Below are 24,249 nucleotides of genomic sequence, written 5' to 3' on the forward strand. Positions count from 1 at the left end.
AGAGCCAAGCACTGAAAGCGTAATGATTGTAAATAGCCCTATGCTCCAGCGCTACCCATTTACCTTTTTTTACGCAGTATCAAGGACCAGGCTACAGAAAAAATGGCTACTTATCGATGTGGTAAACCGTAAAAATCAGGAATATGGCAAATGGATCACCTCACCAATATGAACTATCCCCGCTTTCGCGGGGGATAGTTTCCATGATAAGAAACTACAGCTTAATCGGCTTGATATGCCAGATTTCGTCAGCGTATTCCTGGATAGTGCGATCCGAAGAGAAATATCCCATATTGGCAATATTATGCAATGTACGACGCGTCCATTCTTCCTCATCGCAATACAACTCATCCACCTTGTCCTGTGTGTCCACATAGCTGCGGTAATCCGCCAGTAACTGGTAGTGATCACCGAAGTTCACCAGTGAATCGAACAGGTCAGCATAGCGATGCGGTTCGTCAGGGCTGAAAACGCCAGTGGCAATTTGCGTCAGCGTCCGATGTAACTCTGCATCACGATCATAGTAAATCCGTGGGTTGTAACCATTGCGGCGCAACTCTTCCACCTGCTCAGCCGTGTTACCGAAAATCAAAATATTATCTTCGCCCACATGCTCCAGCATCTCCACATTGGCACCATCCAACGTACCAATTGTCAGTGCGCCGTTAAGTGCAAATTTCATATTGCTGGTGCCGGATGCTTCCGTACCCGCCAGCGAAATCTGCTCCGAAAGATCCGCAGCCGGAATGATAATCTGTGCCAGACTGACACTGTAGTTAGGGATAAAAATGATCTTCAGTTTATCCTGCACCAATGGATCATTGTTAACCACTTTCGCCACATCATTGATCAGATTGATAATGTGCTTGGCACTGTAGTATGCCGACGCCGCTTTACCGGCAAAAATAGCCACACGCGGCACACGCTCCGAGTCCATGTCATCTTTGATACGGTTATACAGCGTGATCAGGTGTAATACATTTAGCAATTGCCGTTTGTATTCATGAATGCGTTTGATCTGCACATCAAACAGCGCATTCGGATCAATCACGACATTCATATGCTCTGCCACATAAATCGCCAACCGCTTCTTGTTCTCCAGCTTGGCCTTGCGCACTTTCTGAATAAAAGCCGGATAGTCGATATGCTGTTTCAAATCGTCCAATTGACTAAGGTCAGTACGCCAGGTTTGTCCAATAGAGTCATCCAACACTTTGGACAGCGCCGGATTGGAAAGCGCCAACCAGCGACGCGGCGTGACACCATTGGTTTTGTTGCAGAAACGATCCGGAAAAAGCCGGGCAAAATCCGCAAACAGCGATTGCACCATCAGATCAGAATGTAACTGGGAGACGCCATTGACCTTGTGGCAACAGATTACTGCCAGCCAGGCCATACGCACTTGCCGCCCATGCGTTTCATCAATAACGGAGACGCGAGCCAATAATTCATTGTCATCAGGATAGCGTGCCTGTACATCATCCAGAAACTGTTCATTAATTTCGAAAATCAATTGCAGATGACGCGGCAGGATTTTACCTAGCATATCCACCGGCCAGGTTTCCAGCGCTTCACTCATCAGGGTGTGGTTGGTGTAGGAGAATACTTTGGTCACTATCTCCCATGCGGCATCCCATTTGAATTTATGCTCATCAAGCAACAGTCGCATCAGCTCCGGAATAGCCAGCACCGGGTGCGTATCATTCAGATGGATGGCAATTTTTTCAGCCAGATTGTCATAGGTTTTGTGCATCATCCAGTGACGGATGAGAATATCCTGCACTGTCGCCGAAACCAGAAAATACTCCTGGCGTAAACGTAGCTCACGGCCAGAATAGGTGGAATCATCCGGGTAAAGTACACGAGACACATTTTCCGAGTGATTTTTATCTTCCACCGCCGCGAAGTAGTCACCCTGATTGAATTTACCCAGGTTGATTTCGTTACTGGCCTGCGCGGCCCATAACCGCAAGGTGTTAGTGGCATCGGTATCATAACCGGGGATAATCTGGTCATAGGCACAGGCAACAATTTCTTCCGTTTCCAGCCAGCGGACTTTGCTGCCTTCCTGCTGAAGACGTCCGCCAAAACGCACTTTATAACGAGTGCTATGGCGCACAAACTCCCAGGCGTTACCGTATTCCAGCCAGTAGTCCGGCGACTCGGCCTGACGACCATTAACAATATTCTGCTTGAACATACCGTATTCATAGCGAATACCATAGCCGCGCCCCGGCAGTGCCATGGTCGCCATCGAATCCAGGAAACAGGCAGCCAGACGCCCGAGACCACCGTTCCCCAGCCCTGGGTCATACTCCTCTTCCAGCAGCTCATCCAGGTCCAATCCCATGGCATCCAGGGCGGCTTTCAAATCGTCATATTGCCCCATCGCCAGCAGTGCGTTAGATAGGGTTCTCCCTAACAAAAACTCCATCGACAGATAATAAACCTGCCGGACATCCTGGGACAGTTGAGCCCGATTGGAACGTAACCAGCGTTCTACCATCCGATCGCGCACCGCCAACAATGTCGCATTCAACCAGTCGTGCTTATTAGCAATGCTGGGGTCTTTACCGACGGTAAACATAAGTTTGTAAGCGATAGAGTGTTTCAGCGCTTCAACACTGAGTGTTGGTGAATTATAAATAAACGGAGAGTTCATAATATTCCTTTCCCACTGATGCGTGACTACCACAGACGTTGATAAAGCGCACGATAGGCCTGAGCAGAGACCTGCCAGCTAAAATCCATCGCCATCGCCTGACGTTGTACATATCGCCACAGCGATGGACGCGACCATAATACAAAAACCCGACGAATCGCCCGCGCCAGCGATGCTGCATTGCAATCGCTGAAGACAAATCCACTCGCCAGGCCATCGGCCAGATTTTCCAGCGAGCAGTCTGCTACCGTATCTGCCAGTCCTCCCGTGCGGCGCACCAGCGGTAACGTACCGTATTTCAGGCCGTAGAGCTGGGTTAAACCACAGGGTTCAAACCGACTAGGAACCATAATGACATCCGCGCCGCCAATAATGCGGTGCGAAAATGCTTCGTGATAACCAATCTGGACACCGACCCGGCCATGATATTCCGCCGCCGCCGCCAGAAAGCTTTCCTGCAAGATGGCGTCTCCCGCCCCCAGAACCACCAGTTGCCCGCCCTGATCCAGCAATTCGGGCACGGTTTCCAATGCGATATCCAGACCTTTCTGGTTGGTAAGACGACTGACAATGGCAAAAACCGGTATTTTGTCATCGACTGTCAATCCCATAGCCGTTTGCAGATGTTGCTTGTTTTCCGCTTTTCGCGACAGTACATCGCGGTCATACGTACTGGTCAGTAACGGGTCGTGGGCCGGATTCCATATCATATCGTCCACACCGTTGAGAATACCGGAAAGGCGGCCTTCCTCTTCCCGGGCTTTCAGTAATCCTTCCATCCCGTAGCCATATTCTGCCTGGGTAATTTCATGGGCGTAAGTCGGGCTGACGGTAGTGACGTGATCGGCATAGTACAGCCCCGCCTTCAGGTACGAAATCTGGCCGTAAAACTCCAGACCATAAACATGAAAATACTCCATCGGCAAATTCAGCTCCGACATATGCCGGGCCTCAAACAATCCCTGATACGCCAGATTATGGACGGTAAACACCGATTTTGCCGGGCGTCCACGCGCCGCCAGATAAGCGCAGGTCAATCCTGCGTGCCAATCATGAGCATGAACAATATCTGGTCGCCAGAATGGATCAATGCCACAAGCCATTTCCGCGCCTATCCAGCCCAGCAAGGCAAAACGCAGATAGTTATCAGTATAAGCATACAGCGACGTATCATGATAAGGGCTACCAGCACGGGCATAAAGATGCGGTACATCAATAAGATAAATTCCTACACCATTGAAATGCCCATAGCGTACCGTCACATGCCCGGCAAACGTATCCAGTTCACGGACCACCTGAGTGTCAGGTATGCCTTTTTTCAGATCGGGAAACGCGGGCAACAGTACCCGTACATCCATACCAGCCTCAATCTGTGCCGCAGGCAACGCGCCAACGACATCTGCCAGCCCTCCCGTTTTCAACAACGGGAACAATTCAGAACATACATGTAATACCCGCATTATTACTCCCGTTTGAGCATCCACGTTATTATTCGTATTGGATCACATCACAGACCTATCCACACCATCCGGGTTTATCCGCCACGCTAACGGTAAACTATTTCAGTTTTGCCAACATCGCTCGTGTTACCAGCACGATACCTTCATCAGATCGATAAAAGCGCCGGATGTCCTCCTCTGCGTTTTCACCAATGATCATGCCTTCCGGAATTTCACAGGCCCGGTCAATAATACAGCGATGCAAGCGGCAGGAACGTCCTATCGTGACGTCTGGCAGTAACACCGAAGAGTCGATGCTACAGAATGAATTCACTCGCACTCGTGGGAACAAAACGGAGTGCGTCACCACCGAGCCAGAGACAATACAACCACCTGACACCAGAGAATTCATGGTCAATCCGTGACTGCCTGAACGATCCTGCACAAACTTGGCGGGAGGCATGGCATCCATCGCCGAGCGCATCGGCCAGTTGTGGTCATACATATCCAACTCCGGCATTACCGAAGCCAGATCAAGATTCGCACGCCAATAGGCTTCCAGCGTGCCAACATCCCGCCAGTACGGCGGTGCATTCTCATTGGAAGTAACACAGGAAAGGGAAAAAGGATGTGCCCAGGCCAGGCCCTGTTCGACAATTTTCGGGATCAGGTCTTTGCCAAAGTCATGACTGGAATCCGACTGACACACGTCCTCTTCAAGGCGCCGATAGAGAAACTCCGCATTAAAAACATAAATGCCCATGCTCGCCAGCACCTTGTCTGGATGACCCGGCATAGGCGTCGGTTGTTTCGGCTTTTCGGCAAAACTGACAATACGGTCATCTTTATCCACACTCACAATACCGAATGCGCTGGCTTCGTTCAGCGGCACTGGCAGGCAGGCCACCGAGCATTCCGCGCCTTTCTCTACGTGGTCAAGCAGCATGCGTGAATAATCCATTTTGTAGATATGATCGCCGGCCAGAATCACCACATATTCGGCCCGATAGCGCCGGATAATATCCAGGTTATGGCAGACGGCATCGGCAGTACCGCGATACCATTGATCATTCCCATCATGCCGTTGCTGTGCGGGCAATAAATCGACAAACTCGTTCATCTCCGCATTGAGGAACGACCAGCCTCGTTGGATATGCTGTACCAGAGTATGAGATTGGTACTGCGTAATCACACCAATGCGCCGAATACCAGAATTCAGGCAGTTTGACAGAGCGAAATCAATAATCCGGTATTTCCCTCCGAAATGAACCGCGGGTTTGGCACGCAGAGCAGTTAAATCTTTCAGTCTCGTTCCCCGGCCACCAGCCAGAATTAGTGCTACAGATTTTAGTGGAAGCTGTCGGGCAAGCATCATAGGATCATTTTTTTCAGCACTAACCATATCGGACTCCTTTTCACTTCTTCACAAGAACACACACTGCATGCGCTTTTCCGTGCCATATCCGGTTATCAATCGGATTTTCTGTTGCATCAAACGGCGAGGACACCTGCCATTCGCCTTCCGGCAGGATCATGTCGCATGCTTGCGGGCAAGCGTTAATCAGTAATAGCCAACGTTCGGAAAGTTGTATTTGTATCCGGTGCTCCCCTTGTTCCCATTCGTGCGGCGTCAATGGCTCTCCCTGTGTATTCAGCCACTGCACGACATTCTCGTCAGCACGCCACCACGACTCCTTTTGCAGTGCCGGGATCGATTTTCGTAAACTGATCAGCCCGGCAGTGAACGCAATCAATGTTTTATCTGCATCCAGCCACTCCAGCCAGGTCATCAAATTATCCTGGCAGTAGGCATTGTTATTGCCTTGCTGGCTGTGCCCAAACTCGTCGCCCGCCAACAACATCGGCGTTCCCTGAGATAGCAAGAGTGTGGTCAGCAATGCCTGCTGACTGACACGCCGTCGGAGCTGTATTTCCGTATCCGCATCCAGCCCTTCGATCCCGTGGTTATAACTGAAATTGCTGTTGGCCCCATCCCGGTTATGCTCGCCGTTAGCTCCGTTATGTTTATTGTTGAAGCTCACCAGGTCGCACAAAGTAAAACCATCGTGGGCGGTGAGCATATTGATCGAAGCCCAGGGCTCTCGACCATGATGTTCAAATACATCGCTGGATGCGGCAAAACGACGGGCAAACTCACCCAGAGACAGAGTGCCGTGTAACCAGAAACGGCGCATATCATCGCGGTAACGATCATTCCATTCTGCAAACAGCAGCGGAAATTTTCCTAACTGATAACCGCCGCAACCGATATCCCACGGTTCGGCAATCAACTTGCAACCTCGCAGTCGATGATGCTGTTGCAGAACAGTAAATAATGGCGCGGAAGTGCTGAAATCCGGTATACGTCCCATAACCGTTGCCAGATCAAAACGAAAACCATCCACATGGCACTCTTCATGCCAGAAAATCAGACAGTCCATCACCCAATCGACAACCGCCGGATGATCCAGGCGCATCACATTGCCGCAACCGGTCCAGTTTTTATAGGTCCCGTCCTGATTCAGCCAGTAATAACTGGCGTTATCGATACCGCGCAACGAGAGTGTCGGGCCGTAGATATCCAGTTCTGCGCTGTGATTGAAAACCACATCCAGAATCACTTCGATACCCGCGTTATGTAGTAACCGCACCGCCTCACGGAACTCATTGAGCGGATCATCACTGGCTGACAGACTGTTATCCACCGCGAACGGCAGCAGCATGTTATAACCCCAGTAATTACGTAGTCCCAACTCTTGCAGGCGTGGCTCATCGGCATGCTGCTGAATGGGCATCAGCTCTAGTGTGGTAATGCCGAGGTGGGTCAGATAATCCAATATCAGCGGATGCGCCAGTGCCGCATAGGTGCCACGAATTGCCGAAGGGATCGCCGTATACCGTTTGGTCAACCCGCGCACATGGGCCTCGTAAATCACGGTTTTTCCCCAAGGAACTTGCGGAAAACGGTCATCCTGCCAGTCATAATCGTCGTCAATCACCACACATTTGGGCATAACGCAGGCGCTGTCACGTTCATCACGTCGTTCATGACCACCATGCAGAATCTCATCATCCACGACCTGACCATCCATCAGTCTGGCTCGAGGATCGAGCAACAGCTTGTGCGGGTTAAAACGCAACCCATTCAGCGGATCAAACGGGCCGTCAACCCGGAAACCATAACGCAACCCTGGGAGGGCGCCCGGCAGATAACCGTGCCAGATATCCCCGGTACGCCCTGTCAACGGCAGCCGTTGTTCTTGCTGGTGTTCATCAAACACACACAGTTCAACCCGCTCCGCTCCGGCAGAAAACAGGGCAAAATTGACGCCGTTACCATCAAAGTGCGATCCTAACGGCGTCGAATGACCTTCTCGCAGTACCGTCACTCGCCCTCCCTGACCAGATATAAGGTGGCCAATGGCGGCAATGTCAGTACCAGTGATTGCGCACGGGTGTGGCTTCCAACCAATTCGCTGTGCACAACGCCTTCATTACCCTGATTACTGCCGTGGTAATACCATGAATCCGTATTCAGCACTTCCCGCCAGGGGCCCGGCTGATTGATGCCAATACGATAGCCATAGCGCGGCACCGGCGTAAAGTTGCTGACAATCAGCATCTCCTTACCTTCTCCATCGCGCCGGATAAAGGCAAAAACGGAATTTTCGCAGTCATCCACCACCACCCACTCAAATCCCTGCGGCTGGTAGTCGCACTGGTAAAGTGGCGGATGCTGGCGATAACAGTGGTTGAGATCTCGCACCAGATGCTGCACACCGCTATGCCAGCCCTCCGGCTCGTCCAGCAGATGCCAGTCCAGACTGGTGTCGTAGTTCCATTCATTGCCCTGGGCGAATTCCCCCCCCATGAACAATAATTTCTTGCCGGGATACGCCCACATAAAACCGTAATAGGCACGCAAATTAGCAAACTTTTGCCAGGCGTCACCTGGCATACGATCCAACAACGAATGTTTGCCGTGCACCACTTCATCGTGAGAAAGCGGTAGGATAAAATTTTCGCTGTAAGCGTAAAGCATGCCGAAAGTCAGTAGATCGTGATGGTACTTACGATGCACCGGATCAAGCTGCATATAGGACAGCGTGTCGTGCATCCAGCCCATGTTCCATTTGTAGTGGAAACCCAACCCGTTATTCTCCGGCGGTAACGTGACGCCGGGATAATCCGTCGACTCCTCAGCAGCGGTGATCACTCCTGGACAATTCTGACCCAGCACCTGGTTGGTGTATTGCAGAAAAGCAATCGCCTCCAGGTTTTCCTTGCCGCCATAATAGTTGGGCACCCATTCCCCCTCCTGACGGCTATAATCGCGGTAAATCATCGATGCCACCGCGTCCACGCGCAGGCCATCAATACCGTAGCGCTCCGTCCAGTAAAGCGCGTTACCTGCCAGATAATTACGCACTTCATAGCGGCCATAGTTATAAATCAGTGTATTCCAGTCCTGATGATAACCTTCCCGCGGGTCGGCATATTCATACAGTGAAGTACCATCGAAACAGGACAACCCATAACTATCCGAGGGGAAATGACCCGGCACCCAATCCAGTAACACATTGATACCCGCCTGATGAAACGCGTTTACCAGCATCTGAAACGCTTCTGGCGTACCAAAACGGCGGGTCGGTGCATATAACCCCAGCGGCTGATAACCCCAGCTACCATCAAACGGATGCTCATTGATCGGCATCAGTTCAACGTGAGTAAACCCCATTTCTTTGACATAAGGCACCAGTTGTTCGGCCAGTTCCTGATAGCTGAGCCAGAAATTATTGTCAGTATGACGTCGCCACGATCCCAGATGCACCTCATAAACGGAGATGGGTGCCTGCAGATCGTTAGCCTGCTGACGCTGCACAGAGGATGCCACCTTCTTCGGCAGAGGACTGATAAGAGAAGCGGTGTCTGGGCGCATTTGAGCTTCAAAGGCATAAGGATCCGACTTCAGCAATACATTGTCGTAACAGTCGATGATTTCGTATTTGTAAAGCTCGCCGAAAGGGACAGCGGGAAGAAACAGTTCCCATATGCCATTCTCACTACGCAGACGCATTGGATGACGACGCCCATCCCAGAAATTGAAATTCCCTACTACCGAAACCCGTTGCGCATTGGGTGCCCACACGGCAAAACGCATACCTTCCACGCCATCCAGAGTCTCAGGATGTACGCCCATTCGTTCAAACGGGCGCAGATGACGGCCTTCCGCCAGCAGCCAGATATCCAAATCCTGCAACAACGGACCAAAGCGGTATGGATCATCAATCAGATACGTTTCCTTCCGCCAGGTAACTGACAGACGGTAACTAAAACGTTTTTTTCGGCGTGGGATTACGGCGGAAAAAAAACCTCGTTCATCCTGACAAATCAGATGTCCCACGTTGCGCCCACTGTGGGCATCCACGACATGCACATCGCTAGCATCAGGAAGTAACGCCCGTACCTCCAGACCATTAGCAGTTTCGTGCATACCCAGCACAGCAAAAGGATCGGCATAGTGGCCGGAAAAAAGGAGATCAATTACATGATGATCAGAAAACCCTGACATGGTATCCATCCTCTAATTAACCATCTGAATTCATTAAATATGTTAAAGGGATAAATAATGATATTAGTGTTATTGTCCAAATAACGATTTCTTAGCCCTGTAACAAAAAAGAATTGATCTAACCCTATAAAAAATATGGCTAACCTGATGGGTTATCACTGATCGCGGCGATACCTGATACAAAAAAATGCGTTCATCAAGTTAGCCTTAAATAGCTTAGTCAAGAAACCAAAAAATATTTAAGAAATAGCTAAACTTTTGCATCGAAATATTATAGGAATAAATTATGAATCATCATTTTACTGAACATTGATCATGCAAATGTCACGCACCACATTAAAAGCGTAAAATCGACAGGCACCGATTAGTGAGGTACGTTCCATGATGGTTAGCCAAATCGATCTTATCCTTTCCCTCTTGCAGCAAATGTGTGTTTATCTGGTTATTGCCTATCTGCTCAGCAAGACCCCGTTGTTCATTCCACTCATGCAGATCACTATTCGTCTGCCACACAAGCTGGTGTGCTACCTGACTTTTTCGATGTTCTGCATCATGGGTACATACTTTGGTCTGCATATTGATGACTCCATTGCCAATACCCGGGCTATCGGCGCCGTACTGGGTGGCGTCCTGGGCGGCCCATCAGTAGGGTTTCTGGTGGGACTAACCGGTGGGCTGCACCGCTATTCCATGGGCGGCATGACCGCATTGGCCTGTATGCTTTCTACTATTGTGGAAGGTCTGGTCGGTGGCCTGCTCCATCGCAGCCTGGCCCGGCGTAACCGTATCGATCAACTGTTCCAGCCATTGGTCGTGGCGCTCACTACACTGGTCGCCGAAATATTACAGATGCTCATCATCCTGCTGGTGGCTCGTCCGTTTGACCAGGCACTGGAACTGGTCAAGGACATTGCTTTGCCAATGATGATCACTAACAGCATCGGTGCCGCTATGTTTATGCGCATTCTGCTCGATCGACGAGCAATATTTGAGAAGTATACCTCCGCATTCTCCGCCAAAGCTTTGCAAATCGCGGCACGGGCCGAAGGAGCGTTGCGACAGGGATTCAATCAACAAAACAGTATGCGTGTGGCCCGCATTTTGTATGAAGAGCTGGGCGTCGGTGCCGTGGCTATCACTGACCGGGAAAAACTGTTGGCATTTATCGGGCTGGGGGATGATCACCATAAAGTTGGTTCGCGCATTACGTCACCTCACACCCACCGGGCGATTGATAATAACCAGGTGGTCTACGCCGATGGCAATGCGGTGCCCTATACCTGCTCCATTTCCCCCCACTGCAAGCTGGGCTCAACGCTGGTCATCCCGTTGCGTGGAGAGGAGCAACGGGTGATTGGCACGATCAAACTGTACGAACCGAAGAACAAGCTGTTTTCCAGCATTAACCGCACACTGGGCGAAGGGATTGCGCATCTACTGTCCGCACAGATTCTGGCTGGCCGCTTTGAACAACAAAAACAGTTACTGGTGCAATCCGAAATCAAATTGCTCCATGCACAGGTCAACCCTCATTTTCTGTTCAATGCGCTGAATACGCTTTCAGCGGTCATTCGCCGCAATCCAGACTATGCCCGTCATCTGGTGCTATCGCTGTCGACCTTCTTTCGCAAAAACCTCAAGCGCAGCAATGATGAAGTATCGCTAAGTGATGAGATGGAACACGTCAACGCCTATCTGGATATTGAAAAAGCGCGCTTCGCCGATCATCTGACAGTAGATATTTCGCTGCCGGAATCACTGCTGGAAGCACGGCTGCCAGCATTCTCACTGCAACCCATCGTAGAAAATGCCATCAAACATGGGACCTCCCAGATGCTGGAAAGCGGCCATATTTGCATCCGGGGACGATTACACGCCAACACGCTGGAACTGACGGTAGAAGACAATGCCGGTACCTATCAGCCACGCAGCGGCGGCGATGGGTTGGGCATGAATCTGGTGGACCGCCGTATCAAAGCGCGTTACGGCCATCGCTATGGCATCACCGTGGTCAGTGAGCCGGAACAATTCACCCGTGTGGAAGTACGTGTGCCATTGACATTACCGGATAAAGTCGAAACGTGTGGTTTTGACAACGAAAAGAAATCCGCCTAATCATCCGTGGTGGAAATAACATCTCCCTGTTTTGGGGCCATCGGTAGATAACGAATTGATCTCTTCCCGTTGTTCAGTACCGACGTAAAGTAGAGTTTTCGGCCCTTCTTCTCCATAAAAAAGAGATCAAGTTGGACTGACTTCTCTCACTATTGACATATTATCAACTCAGTAGTTTAGTATTTGTTATATTGTTAAACCATGGGTGAATCTATGTCATCAAAGTTAAACTGGCTTTTGCAGAAAACTGCGCCAGGTTCCTTGATATTACAGTCCTGGCTGACAAAAAATGGTATCAGCCCTTCTTTAGCCAATAAGTATATGCACAGCGACTGGTTACAAAAGCTACGTGCCGGGGTATACGTGCGGAGTGGGCGCGACCCTCAGTGGAGTGATGCCGTCCTATGCCTCCAAAATCAGCTTGGGATTTCTGTTCATCTGGCGGGGCTTACTAGCCTGACCTATCAGGGACGCTCTCATTATCTTCACTTAACACACCAGGCGATTTGGCTTTGCGTAGAAGATAAAGCTTCATTGCCAAAATGGTTCAAAGAATTTCCCAATGTCGAGTGGCTTTTACTTTCTAACCAGAAGCTCAATATGCATGACGAAAAATATCTGACAGAGGTTGAAATTAAAGGAGGGCGGTTGAAAGCGAGTGTGTTGGAATTAGCTGCTTACGAGATTGCTAATGCAGTCCCTGGTTCACTTTCATTTGAGCACGCAGCGGAGCTGTTTCAGGGGCTGGTAAACCTGAGTCCGCGTAAAGTCGAAGTGTTGTTACAGTCCAGTCGCGCAGTGCAAACTAACCGGCTTTACCTGTTTCTGGCCGATCACTATGCTCATGCATGGGTTAAGCGAATAGATAAAGCCAACATTGACTTGGGGGCTGGGAAACGGCAGATCGTATCTGGTGGCAAGCTAGACCCAAAATATCAGATCACTGTTCCAGAGAGTTTTGTTAGCAAAGGGATCTCGCATGGATAAGCATTCACCTTATTATCGGCAAGTTGCGTTGCTGCTCAGTGCATTACCTGTTGTGGCATCAGAGCGATGCTTTGCACTAAAAGGTGGGACGGCGATAAACTTGTTTGTTCGTGATTTCCCACGATTATCGGTTGATATCGATTTGGCTTACATTCCGCTGGAAAGCAGAGATGTGGCATTGCCAAACGTTCGGGCTGCTTTGACGCGTATTGCTGAAATACTGCAACAACAGGCTGGCATTTCGGCGGTACTACAAACGAATAATCCTGATGAAATGCGCATTGTTGTTTCTTCTCAGGAGGCACAGATAAAGATAGAAGTTTCGCCTGTTGCGCGAGGTACGCTGTATCCCCCGGAAGAACGTGATGTTGTTGAGGCGGTAGAAGATGAGTTCGGTTTCGCTGCTATTCAGGTTGTATCGCTTGCCGATCTCTATGGTGGAAAGCTTTGTGCTGCGCTGGATAGGCAACATCCCCGTGATTTTTATGACGTCAAAATGCTGCTTGAAACGCAGGGTATTGATCGCCAGATATTTAATGGTTTCATCACCTATCTATTGGGGCATAAGCGCCCGTTATCAGAAATTTTAGATCCTCATTGGAAAGATATTTCTCTGCCATACGCAAATGAATTTAATGGAATGACATTCGATGCGGTCTCTCTTGAAGAACTCAATGCGATACCCAACTTAATGGTTACTGCTCTCAAAGCACAATTCACGCAGCGGGATTATGATTTTTTGATGTCTTTCAAAAGTGGTCAACCGGACTGGAATCTCGCTCCTGAAGAGCAGATTCAGCATTTGCCAGCGGTAAAATGGAAGTTGCAAAATATTGGGCACATACCAAAAGATAAACATATTCAGGCGTTGGCGAAGCTTGAGACAGTTCTTGCCGAGTGGATAGAGTAGTTTATCATTTAATCTATACATTCACCCTGGGTATCACTACATGGTGATTTGTAAACCACATGCACTAATCTATCAAAGCACAGCACAGCACAGCACAGCACAGCACAGCACAGCACAGCAGCGTAGTAACAACAGATAAATCAAATTGTTATAAAAGTGTAGGTTAAAGCGTAGTTTTTACTGGTTTTATATAAATAATCTTTATTTATCAGCACTAACGCACCAATTCATCATGGGCGTGTGCAAGCTAACTTCTTTTTTTTCCATTTAAATAAATCACTTATAAACCATAATGGCAAATTAAGGGGGGTGATTTTGGGGTAATTTGAGCCATATTTTTCATGTTCTCCCAAATGCTATCCAGTTCTCTGGGAGACTCTAAGTCTATCCAACGCGCAGAGACTTCCACGAGCATTGAGTAGTCTTGGTGTCCCATCTGGTTGGCAATGAAAGCAAGGTTGCCCACGCCATCAGGTTCCACGCCTTCAACGGCCAGGTTCGCCAGAGAAGGGGTGCCATATCAGGCCCTTTAAGTATTTTTATTCAACGCTGCCCCTTGAGCAGGAAGTTGAAGCGCACATACAAGGATATTTGACAGCAATAAACAGGCGAGATGGCGAGGCTCAAGAGTTAGCGACTGATGCATACAAAGCAACGGGACTCTTTTTTGAATAAAACGTTGGCATCACCGTGGTCAGTGAGCCGGAGCAATTCACCCGTGTGGAAGTACGCGTGCCATTGACGTTACCGGATAAAGTCGAAACGTGTGGTTTTGACAACGAAAAAAAATCCGCCTAATCATCCGTGGTGGAAATAACATCTCCCTGTTTTGGGGCCATCGGTAGATAACGAATGCAGGATAGACCGCTTTATGTAGAATAATTTTCTACTTTAATTATAAATATCCAGCAATATTAAAAAATATTCTCTATGCCACAGCGTAATATACCGAGAAAATAAAATTACCGGCCGGTTGATAATGACGCTAAGTGTAACGCGGCTGGCTCGCAGTAAATCTTGCAATATTCCTAAGTGAGTTCGCCGCTAAATGAGTGATAAGTAACATTAAATGCGTCCGTATGAGATAGCCAATCATATGATCAATAACTATTTTTGTTTAAATAAAAGGCCCAGACTTAACCTGTCCCCAGATATTGCACAAACGTACAATAAAAACGAATAGCATCTGAACTATCGTTTCTTCAACCTGATTACTGTGATCGATTCCTCTGATTAAGATGGGAAAAACACACAATTATGTTCTGTGGTACTTGATATACCCCAAATAATTCGAGTTGCAGGAAGGAGGAAAGAGAGTGAATCCCGAGGAGCTTACTCAGGTAAGTGATTCGGGTGAACGAACGCAGCCAACACACCTGCAACTTGAAGTATGACGGGTATATAGCTGAATGCGTTGAAACCACAGTTAATGTTGTTGCACATCGCCCTCAGTTTATTCAACTTTTGGTTTTGTAACAGAAAAATTGGGGATTTTAGCTGCGCTTATTCTTAGAGAGTGAACGGCGTTGTATCCCCCTGAGTCAATGTTCCGCGTATTGGAGCGAAAAGGCATTGTCACGGTATTTAAATATTTTTATTTATAGCAAAAGACATTATTCAATCTACAGATAATATTCATGAAGTTGAATATCTCAACGTGTTAAACACTGTTGGCATCAGTGTTACAGAGCAAACAGGAGTTATGATGGAGATCTTTCTCTATGCTGTCAGTGTAATGTACAGCCCCGGCCCCGTTAATTTTATGGGTTTGAATGCTGGACTAACCGGCAATTTCAAAAAAACAGTCGGTTTTTTTATTGGCGTAGGTTTCGCAATGTTTACTCTTTTCCTGCTGTTTGGTTACACTGGAGAAGCAGTGATTTCTCATCGTTATTTACCCTATATTGCTTTAGCCGGTGCAATCTATACATTTTATTTGGCGTTAAAAATGATGACCTCTTATGTAGGGATAAATGGTTCGAAAGAGGCTACGAGAAGAAATAATCTTACTTTCTGGAATGGTTTTTTTATTCAGGCATTAAATCCCAAGGGAATGCTTGTTGTGTTACCAATAACTACAGTGATGTATCCTTCTTCTCATATCACCGGAAGTATGATTCTAACGGTTTCGGCTTTAATTTCTGTAGGCGGCGCGGGCGCACCAGGTATTTATTCTTTTATCGGATCAGTGCTCGGAGAAAGAATCACTAATGAAAAATGGTTTAATAGACTGAATAGATTGATGGGTCTGATGTTGATATCTGCTGGTGTATTTATGGCATACGATTTCTTAATTGGTGTCAATTTAATGTAAGGAAGATCATTATGTTATCCGCTAATTCTCTTAGGTACTCAGGTTGGGAAATTATGCCTGTGGCACACATTTCAAATGATATTGAACGTCAGATAATAATGTAGATACTGGCACCCAGTCAGAATATCCGAAAGGCGCTAAATTTTTGTGCCGTTTCGCTTGGTGTTTTTGCTATGAATAAATTTCCAGCGAAACGGTGTCAAACCGAATGTTTTGGTAAAGTGTCGTGACATATGGCTCTGATCAAAGAACCCCGCGATCATAGCCGCGTCGATGATCGATTCCCCTTTCATTAAACAGGACTTCACAATATCCAGTCTGCGCATCGTTATATAACGGTGGGGGCTGGTCCCAAAAAGCAATCGGAAATCACGAGATAAGCTCCAGCGGTCGCGTCCTGCTTGCTCCGCAAGTTCATCTAATGTGATGTTTCTATCCAGTGAGACGTTAATATATTCTCTGGCACGTTCTGCCGCGAGATAATCAAATGATTTATTGTTTGTTATCGACTGCCCTACCGTCTCGCTTAATGCAATGGCAAGATCGTAAAGGGCATCATCCTCTTCCATTGGGTTGATTTGGCAATCCATCTGTTGCAGTAGCATATTGGTTGCCTGAAAAAGTCGAGGGTCGGTGGTAATCCCATTCTTGATGAAAGGAAGTGGCTTACCTTTGAGGATCTGTTGTATCAGGGCTGGCTCAACATAAATCATACGATAGCGGAAGCCTTCCTGCGTTCCAGCTTGGCCGTCGTGCTCCTCATCAGGATAGAGGACGATTGTATTACCTGGCAGACTATGTTGCATGGCGCCGCGGTAATGAAAACTTTGAACACCGGATAAGGTTCTGCCGATAGCAAAGGTATCATGGCGATGCGGATCGTAGCCATGATTTGAAAAATAGGCTTCAATTCTTTCCAGCTTACCCGACTCTGGAGCCCTATAAACCCAATCTTTCCCGGTAGATAGTTCAACCATCTCATTCCCTCATGTACTTTGAGCACTTTGCAGAAAACCGATAATTTTCTGGTACTGAGACCGAGGTAAATGGGCCCACCATTAAGCCAGATGCGGAACCATCTTGCTCATGTAACCCAGAATACGTTGTCGTTTTTTCCGATCGTAGTCCATTTCGTTCTTGTTACACACATAGGCCTTCGCGCTTAAAGCGTTTCCCATGTAGTCCCCAATTCATACTTTGGAAAAATCTTTCGGCTCAAGCTTGTAGTGGTTATTCATAATAATCTTACTAAGGTTGCCATGTGTTAGCCAGAGAAGGGCTGCCATATCAGGCCCCTTAAGTACTTTTACTCAACGCTGCCCCTTGAGCAGGAAGTTGAAGCGCACATACAAACCTATTTAACAGCAACAAACAGGCGAGATGGCGAGGCTCAAGAGCTAGCGACTTATGTAGTGGTGGGAATAGCATCCCCCTGTTTTAGGATTATCGTTAGAAACGGATACAGGATAAACCGCTTTATATAGAATAATTTTCTACGTCCCCCCTAAATAGCCGGTAATATTAAAAAAATATTCTCTACGCCACGGCGTAATATTATAGGGAAGATAAAATTACCGGCCGGTTGATAGAAGAAAAAATAAATAAATTCAATTATCTTATTAGAAATAAATATCGAATCACAAACGCTGTACATGTCAACAACAATGAAACCGACTAACCAGATGTTTGGGGTTTATTTCGGCTTAGCAAAGCCGGCCAAAGCACGGTAATGCGCACTCTGCGTCGTGCGATGTACATAGCCAGAAGGGGATTAAAAACAGCATTATGGTCTGCGCGGTGCTTTAACGTGGAGCACCATTATTCTAAATGCTCCGGCTCCATGTTTTACCTCAATCTGTAACCCGATAGTTGGTTTGATAGATTGTTTAATTTTCACTGGTTTGGTTTACAAAGTACTGGCACAGCATAAATACCCAGGTACTCCGCTGATGATAATCATTATTACCGGCTTATTACTTTGTATTTTTCCATTCCCGACATTTTCATAAATTAACGGCATCGGCTACTACCTGCTGTCACGATTTAAAGGTATTAATTATGAGTCATGTTAGTCATTCAGCAGTGTGGGACGAATTTATTCGGGCGCTAATTCAGGAAGTCAAACCTGCGATAGGCTGTACTGAGCCCATCTCATTAGCGCTGGCATCCGCTATAGCTACCTCTTATTTATCCGGCACGGTAGAACGTATCGAAGCACGGGTCTCGCCAAACCTGATGAAAAATGGGATGGGGGTAATGGTTCCCGGTACTGGAATGGTCGGATTACCAATAGCGGCTGCAGTTGGTGCATTGGGAGGGAACCCGACAGCCGGGTTGGAAGTGCTTAAACAGGTTACTCAGGAACAGGTGGTGGCAGCCAAAGCGATGCTATCACAAGGAAGAGTAAATATTGGGATGCAGGCCGGAGATGAAATCCTGTTTGTAGAATCGCGGGTTCATCACGGCGATGAATGGGTTGCTGTCACCATTACCGGGAATCATACCCGTGTGATAAGAATCGTGAAGAATGACGACGTGCTTTTTGATGCGACGACAGAAACGGCGTCATCTATCAATGCCGAGACGTACCAACAGGGTTATTGTCTGAAACAAGCCACAGCGCAACAGATTTACCAGTTTGCGACCGAGGTCCCCTTTGAGCAGATCGCGTTTATTTTGCAAGCGGCCACACTGAACGAGAATTTGTCCAGAGAGGGACTAAGCCGTAACTATGGCCTGCACATTGGCGCCACTTTATCCCGGCAACGTGAGCGCGGCTTACTGGTTAAAGACCTGCTGTCCGATATCATGATCCGCACCGCTTCTGCCTCTGACGCACGGATGGGCGGCGCGCTATTGCCAGCAATGAGCAATTCAGGTTCCGGCAATCAGGGTATCGCAGCGACAATGCCAGTAGTGGTGGTGGCGGAATATCTGGGCGTAAGCGAAGAAAAATTAGCCAGAGCGTTAACCTTGTCACATTTGATGGCGATTTATATTCATAGTCAGTTACCAACCTTGTCAGCATTATGTGCTGCCACTACAGCATCAATGGGTGCGGCAGCCGGGATGTCTTGGCTATTGGAGCCACGCTACGAGCTGGTCGCTATGGCAATTAGCAGCATGATTGGCGATATTAGCGGGATCATCTGCGACGGTGCCGCCAACAGTTGCGCCATGAAAGTGTCTACCAGCGCGACGGCGGCTTATAAGGCGGTATTGATGGCGCTGGATCGCAGTGGTGTGAGTGGCAACGAAGGGATTGTGGCTGGTGATGTGGATAAATCAATTGCCAACCTGTGCGCGTTAGCCTGTGGTTCAATGCAGCGAATAGACACTCAGGTCATTGATATTATGGTAAGAAAAGCCTATGCCTAACGCACCGGGAATAACTGACATAAGCTATATATCTGGCTACTGACGACTCTGCGCTCGATGTCGAACGCCATCTCTGGCATGACTGTTTGGGCGCAACGTTCATGGGCACCACCTCTCTGGTTATGTTGTTATCTTCACTTTTTTCGCGCTCGTTTATCTGGGCACGATTCTTTTGTTAGTCGTTTTCTGTCAGGGCGGGGAAACCTGTTTGGGGGTAGTTTGGATATCGAAAATTATTGTACGTTTTGACTGTTTTTGTACTTTCGGCTTTGGTTAGAAATACGAGGCGAAATTGTCCTGTTGTTACATCCATCACAATTGCTAATCAAAATTTTATCTTTTCACACTGCAAAAAGCACTCAGACTGAGGGCTTCAGGAAGCAGAAAAAAATCCTTTAGAGATAGAATATTAATATGGTGATAAGCCAAACTATGACACATATCACTTACATGCTTCATACAATTGTGATCACATTCACCAATTAGTAATACGAATATGAAACATTACCCTCCGATGGTTTATTTTTAGCCCACATCAAATGGAGGTGTTTATGGAAAAATTTGACGATGTCAGCGTTTTAAATGAAATGGTTTTCAGCGCATCAACGGAGAATGAACTTCAGGAACGGTTTAAAGATATTTACCGCAGAATTAATGATGAGAATGAATATGATGAGTCCGGACATATTGCATTTCTGCCTCTCTCAAGACTGAATTCACGTCAAGAACGGCAGGAATGCGGGGACATCATTTCAGATGTCATTGAAAGCGGATTTTTTACCAGCGGGCCTTACATAGGGAAGATAGAAGGAGTATTAAGCAATTTTTATGATGCACATACATGCATTGCCACCAGTAGCGGGACTGATGCGTTAAAAATCGCACTTAAATCTGTCGGTGTTGGTCCCGGTGATGAAGTGATTGTCCCTCTGAATTCCTTTGCTGCTACTGAGAATGCTGTAATGGCTGTCGGGGCAGTACCGGTGTTCGCAAATATTGATAAGTCTTTCAATATGCTTCCAGATGAAGTGGCACGCCTTAAGACATCTAGAACAAAAGCGGTATTACCGGTCTGTCTTTATGGCTCGTGCCGGCATATTGATGTCATTTATCGCATAGCCCGCGAGGCCGATATCCCGGTTATTGTGGATGCGGCACAGTGCTTCGGGATCCGGTCACTCATGAATTATTGTGACTTGCTGATTCTAAGCTTTAACCCGCTCAAGAATATTGGTTCCTTCGGCAAGTCCGGTGCGATACTGACTCAATCTCCCGAGTTGGCCCGCATGGCGAGACAATATTCCTATCATGGATTTGCTGAAGTAAAAAAAATATAAAAGCCCAAGACTGGGGGTTCAACAGCCGCATGGATAACATGCAGGCTGCCACGCTCAGTGTCAAACTCAGGCACTTTGAAAATAACGCAAAGAAACGCTCTCTGCTGGCCGCACGCTACCATCTTCTGCTGGCAGAGCTGTCGCATAAAATAATGCTTCCGCCTGAGAAACATCAGAATACCTGGCATCTATTCCCTGTACTGATCTGTCAGGGGGAGCGTGATTCTTTGTTTTCCTTTGCGCGTGAAAGAGGAATTGAGTTAGATATTTACTACCCAATCCTTTCTCATTGCGGGGAACACCCTCTAGCTACAGGATATTCCAGTCCTGAACAGTTCATCACTTCTGAAATTATTCACTCTGCATTGTTTCATCTTCCGCTGCATAACCACATGTCGCTTCAAGAACAGAACAGAGTTATCGAGGTACTGTATGACTATTTTAAATGAAAAATGGCCATCTGAATTTCCTTTCCCAACGGTGATTAGTACTGTTGTTTGCTGCGATCTTGACGAAACATACATCCCCTCGGCCATTGACAAAAAGGCATTTGGGGGAGTCGACTTGCTGGAGTCTTATCTTATATCCAATACTGTTGAAAAAGGCATCCTTGCAGGTTGGGTGACGGGAACTAATCTGGATTCGGCCTGGCGTAAGTCCAAAGGCTATATTTCACGGAGTCCCCATTTTATCTGTTGCAGCCTAGGTACTGAATTCTACTGGGTAAGAAATGGCATGCTCTGCCCATCGGACGCCTGGTCTGAACGGATACGTCGTTCAGGATATAGCCGTGAAAACGTCGACGGTATAGTCGGCATGCTGATGGAAAAAGGTATGCCCCTGCGGAAACAACCGGAGGATTATCAGGGACCCTATAAAATCAGTTATTACTATCCTGAAGGTCCGGCAATGGACAGTGATTTTGCCTTCATACAGGCACTGGCTGATGAACGACGTGTTCGTGTCGTGTTTACCCGTTGTAATCCAGCCGCCGGAGATCCCCCCGATTGCTATGATGTTGAATTTATCCCCCTTTGCTGTGGCAAGGATCAGGCGGTTTCGTTTCTCATGGAAGAAACCACTCTCCCGAAAGAAGCCGTTATCGCATTTGGGGACAGCGCGAATGATTTCGCCATGTTTGCGAAGGCTGGGAAAGGTTATCTGGTGGGTAATGCTGACCCGTTCGCGATTAAGCAGTACAGCAGCAGTCTGGATGATGCTTATTGCCACGGAATACTGAGCGTACTTAAGGAGTTAAAGGGATGATTATTGGTATTGTCGGTTGTGGCGGTATTGCCCGCGCCCATGTGTATGCACTTTCCCTCAATAAGCTGGTCACCGGGCTTGCCCTGTATGATGTCAGTGAAGATAACATGCGCGAACTCAGCGAGATCAGCGCCCTGCCGGTAACTCGTTGTCAGCACCTGAAGCAGCTGGCGGAGATGAGTCAGGGCTTCGTCATCTGCACACCCAATCATCTCCACATCAGTGTGGCTGAAGAGGTTCTTCGCTATAAACCGATCCCGTTTGTGTGCGAAAAACCGCTCTCAACGGATCTAAGCTCCGCCCGTTATCTTAAAACAATTGCGCCGAAAGGCAGTATCGTGTCCTTTAACTACCGGTATAACCGGGTTATCGACACGATTATGCAGCTGATAAAAGACCGTGAATTAGGGGATCTGCATTTCTTCTCTGCAGAGTTCAATAAAAATTCGGCACTGACTCGCCATCACCTTACCTGGCGTGACTCTACCCAGCAGAGCAAGAGCAGTGGTGCACTGGGCGATCTCTCCTGCCATCTCTTGGACCTGTTTTGTTTTATAGGCGAAAGCCCGGTTGCTCTTAACGGGATCAGGACGGTAAAGGGAACACTGTCAACGCCAAGATTTATGGCCGTTTTGGGGGTGCGGATGTTTTCTTGGACGGTTTTATTGCGCGATGCCGAGTTGTCGACGGTACATTTCCGGGCTGAGTGCTCCCAGCGACAACTTGATGCGATGTTCGTTATACCATCGTATATAGGCATCAACATGCTGCATAAAGTGCTCAGGTGTCACGCCTGACCACTCATGACCATAGTACATTTCCGTTTTCAGGCGACCAAAGAATCCTTCACAGGCCGCATTATCCGGTGAACAGCCTTTACGGGACATCGAACGGATAAGACTGGCAGCATTCACACGCTTAAGCCAGCCTGGCCAGCGGTAATGCCCGCCTCGATCGCTATGGATTATTGGTCGTTCGCCTGCGGTTAATGTGCTGATTGCACCATCCAGCATGGTATTCGCCAGTTCTGCATCCGGGCGTGTACCCAACGACCAGCTCACAACTTTACCATCGAAGCAGTCGATTACAGGTGACAACCATACTTTGCCTGACGGCAGCTGGAACTCCGTGATATCTGTCAGCCATTTTTGATTAGGCTGTTCCGCGTTAAAGTCTCTGGCGAGAAGATTGTCAGGTGCCGGGCCGATTTCTCCGCAGTATGAGCTGTAGCGGCGCCGACGGTTTCGACTGACCACAAGCTGTTCTTCCACCATAAGTCTGCGTACAACCTTCTCAGAGAGTCGCTGGCCTTTGTGCCGTAGCATAGCGTGCAGACGGCGATAGCCATAACAACGATAGTTACCGTTGAAGATCTCTGTTATTGCGATACGTACGGTCGCGTATTTATCTCCCGAGCGCAGAGCTGTCCGGTGGTAAAAAAAACTGCTCCGTGCAAGTTCAAGGACTCGCAGCAGCTCTGTCAACGGGTACGAGCCTCTCAGGACATCAGCGATCTGCGTCTTTTCCCTGTTTGTCAGAGTGCTGACGCTGATGCCCGGGTCTTTTTTTATGATTTCCTCCGCTTTTTTCAGGATATCGAGCTCCATCTGCTGTCGACGTATCTCCTGATTAAGTCGGTTAACTTCTTCGCGCAGCGTGTCGCGCTCTTCCGTAAGAGACGGCTTTTCATGTTTGCGCATGGACTGGTAAGCCTCATCGCCGATGATTTCATCTTTCCATTTGTACAATACCGTGCGACTGATGCCAACGTTCATGGCGATTTCTCTGGCAGGTACATGCCGTGTACAAAGCGCCATGACAGCCTGACGTTTCACCTCAGGTTCAAAAGGTGCATTTTGATTGATCGTACTGGTGAAAATAAGCCGTCTGCCGGGATGACGTTCATTAACCCAGCGAGCCAATACATCACAGCAGGGATAACCAAGAGTCCTGCTGGTAAACGCCAGGCAGCAGCCATGGTTAAGATAATGTTCAACAGCAGCCTGCTTTTGCACATCAGAGTAACGAGGCTTACGGAGTATGGATTTTGTAGCACCGTCACTCGCTTCCCATAAACGGATCCAGCGTCGTAGATTTCTTTTAGAGGGGTAACCCAGTTCACGAACTACAGGAGCCAGTTTTCTGCCGTATTTAAAGTAAAGTTCAATTGCGCGGAGCCGTTCTGCTTCGGTAAACATTATTTATCTCCTGAGAGTCCAGGAAATCGTCCGCACCCCCATTACAGTCTTATATCATTGGCGCTAACAAC

Annotated in this window: 15 protein-coding genes and 1 pseudogene; 9 read left to right on the top strand and 7 right to left on the bottom strand. The window is 48.0% G+C overall.

Translation table 11 applies throughout. From position 1 onward, the window contains the following. Nucleotides 1–214 precede the first annotated feature (214 nt). From glgP to glgB, 5 genes are all read right to left on the bottom strand, one after another. Nucleotides 215–2,662 (bottom strand): glycogen phosphorylase, encoded by a 2,448-nt coding sequence (gene glgP, locus PCO85_21185; protein WJV53624.1) that lies wholly within the window; start codon nucleotides 2,660–2,662, stop codon nucleotides 215–217. Between the two features lie 26 nt (nucleotides 2,663–2,688). Continuing rightward, entirely contained in the window at nucleotides 2,689–4,122 is a 1,434-nt protein-coding gene (gene glgA, locus PCO85_21190; GenBank protein ID WJV53625.1) for a glycogen synthase GlgA, read from the bottom strand. A 97-nt stretch (nucleotides 4,123–4,219) separates the two neighbouring features. Beyond that, nucleotides 4,220–5,503: a glucose-1-phosphate adenylyltransferase gene (gene glgC / locus PCO85_21195; GenBank protein ID WJV53626.1), complete on the bottom strand. Its 1,284-nt coding sequence runs from the start codon at nucleotides 5,501–5,503 to the stop codon at nucleotides 4,220–4,222. Between the two features lie 13 nt (nucleotides 5,504–5,516). Continuing rightward, nucleotides 5,517–7,490, bottom strand: coding sequence for a glycogen debranching protein GlgX (glgX, locus tag PCO85_21200; GenBank protein ID WJV53627.1), 1,974 nt, complete (start codon nucleotides 7,488–7,490; stop codon nucleotides 5,517–5,519). After that, complete coding sequence (glgB, locus tag PCO85_21205; GenBank protein ID WJV53628.1) at nucleotides 7,487–9,673, bottom strand: 1,4-alpha-glucan branching protein GlgB; 2,187 nt, start codon at nucleotides 9,671–9,673, stop codon at nucleotides 7,487–7,489. The genes glgX and glgB overlap by 4 nt, the downstream gene beginning before the upstream one ends. Before the next feature lie 381 nt (nucleotides 9,674–10,054). Between glgB and PCO85_21210 the strand changes: the two genes are divergently transcribed. From PCO85_21210 to PCO85_21225, 4 genes are all read left to right on the top strand, one after another. Next, the gene (locus tag PCO85_21210) at nucleotides 10,055–11,788 is read left to right on the top strand and encodes a sensor histidine kinase (GenBank protein WJV53629.1); all 1,734 of its coding nucleotides are present in this window, start codon (nucleotides 10,055–10,057) and stop codon (nucleotides 11,786–11,788) included. A 213-nt stretch (nucleotides 11,789–12,001) separates the two neighbouring features. Next, a complete protein-coding gene (locus PCO85_21215; GenBank protein WJV53630.1) occupies nucleotides 12,002–12,775 on the top strand; it encodes a type IV toxin-antitoxin system AbiEi family antitoxin domain-containing protein in 774 nt (257 codons plus the stop codon). Continuing rightward, nucleotides 12,768–13,685 carry a nucleotidyl transferase AbiEii/AbiGii toxin family protein gene (locus PCO85_21220; GenBank protein WJV53631.1) on the top strand — a complete coding sequence of 306 codons (918 nt, stop codon included), beginning with the start codon at nucleotides 12,768–12,770 and terminating at the stop codon, nucleotides 13,683–13,685. Before PCO85_21215 ends, PCO85_21220 begins: the two co-directional genes overlap by 8 nt. Nucleotides 13,686–15,387: 1,702 nt before the next feature. Beyond that, a complete protein-coding gene (locus tag PCO85_21225) occupies nucleotides 15,388–15,999 on the top strand; it encodes a LysE family transporter (GenBank protein WJV53632.1) in 612 nt (203 codons plus the stop codon). 137 nt (nucleotides 16,000–16,136) lie between these two features. Here the strand turns inward: PCO85_21225 and PCO85_21230 are convergent, their stop codons facing one another. Next, a complete protein-coding gene (locus tag PCO85_21230; protein ID WJV53633.1) occupies nucleotides 16,137–16,976 on the bottom strand; it encodes an AraC family transcriptional regulator in 840 nt (279 codons plus the stop codon). A gap of 1,081 nt (nucleotides 16,977–18,057) precedes the next feature. Between PCO85_21230 and PCO85_21235 the strand changes: the two genes are divergently transcribed. The 5 genes and pseudogenes from PCO85_21235 (at nucleotide 18,058) to PCO85_21255 (ending at nucleotide 22,312) form a co-directional block, all read left to right on the top strand. Further along, on the top strand, nucleotides 18,058–19,377 hold the full coding sequence (locus tag PCO85_21235; protein ID WJV53634.1) for an L-serine ammonia-lyase, iron-sulfur-dependent, subunit alpha: 1,320 nt from the start codon (nucleotides 18,058–18,060) through the stop codon (nucleotides 19,375–19,377). 551 nt (nucleotides 19,378–19,928) lie between these two features. After that, nucleotides 19,929–20,714, top strand: a complete 786-nt coding sequence (locus PCO85_21240) for an aminotransferase class V-fold PLP-dependent enzyme (protein ID WJV53635.1) — start codon at nucleotides 19,929–19,931, stop codon at nucleotides 20,712–20,714. A gap of 29 nt (nucleotides 20,715–20,743) precedes the next feature. After that, on the top strand, nucleotides 20,744–21,163 hold the full coding sequence (locus PCO85_21245; protein WJV53636.1) for a DegT/DnrJ/EryC1/StrS family aminotransferase: 420 nt from the start codon (nucleotides 20,744–20,746) through the stop codon (nucleotides 21,161–21,163). Continuing rightward, nucleotides 21,147–21,980, top strand: coding sequence for an HAD-IIB family hydrolase (locus PCO85_21250; GenBank protein ID WJV53637.1), 834 nt, complete (start codon nucleotides 21,147–21,149; stop codon nucleotides 21,978–21,980). Before PCO85_21245 ends, PCO85_21250 begins: the two co-directional genes overlap by 17 nt. After that, nucleotides 21,977–22,312, top strand: a pseudogene (locus PCO85_21255) (Gfo/Idh/MocA family oxidoreductase). The gene PCO85_21250 and the pseudogene PCO85_21255 overlap by 4 nt, the downstream one beginning before the upstream one ends. Before the next feature lie 330 nt (nucleotides 22,313–22,642). Here PCO85_21255 and PCO85_21260 read toward each other — a convergent pair. Beyond that, the gene (locus PCO85_21260; GenBank protein ID WJV53638.1) at nucleotides 22,643–24,178 is read right to left on the bottom strand and encodes an IS3 family transposase; all 1,536 of its coding nucleotides are present in this window, start codon (nucleotides 24,176–24,178) and stop codon (nucleotides 22,643–22,645) included. Nucleotides 24,179–24,249 lie beyond the last annotated feature (71 nt).

Source organism: Prodigiosinella aquatilis (genome assembly GCA_030388725.1).
Lineage (GTDB): Bacteria > Pseudomonadota > Gammaproteobacteria > Enterobacterales > Enterobacteriaceae > Prodigiosinella > Prodigiosinella aquatilis.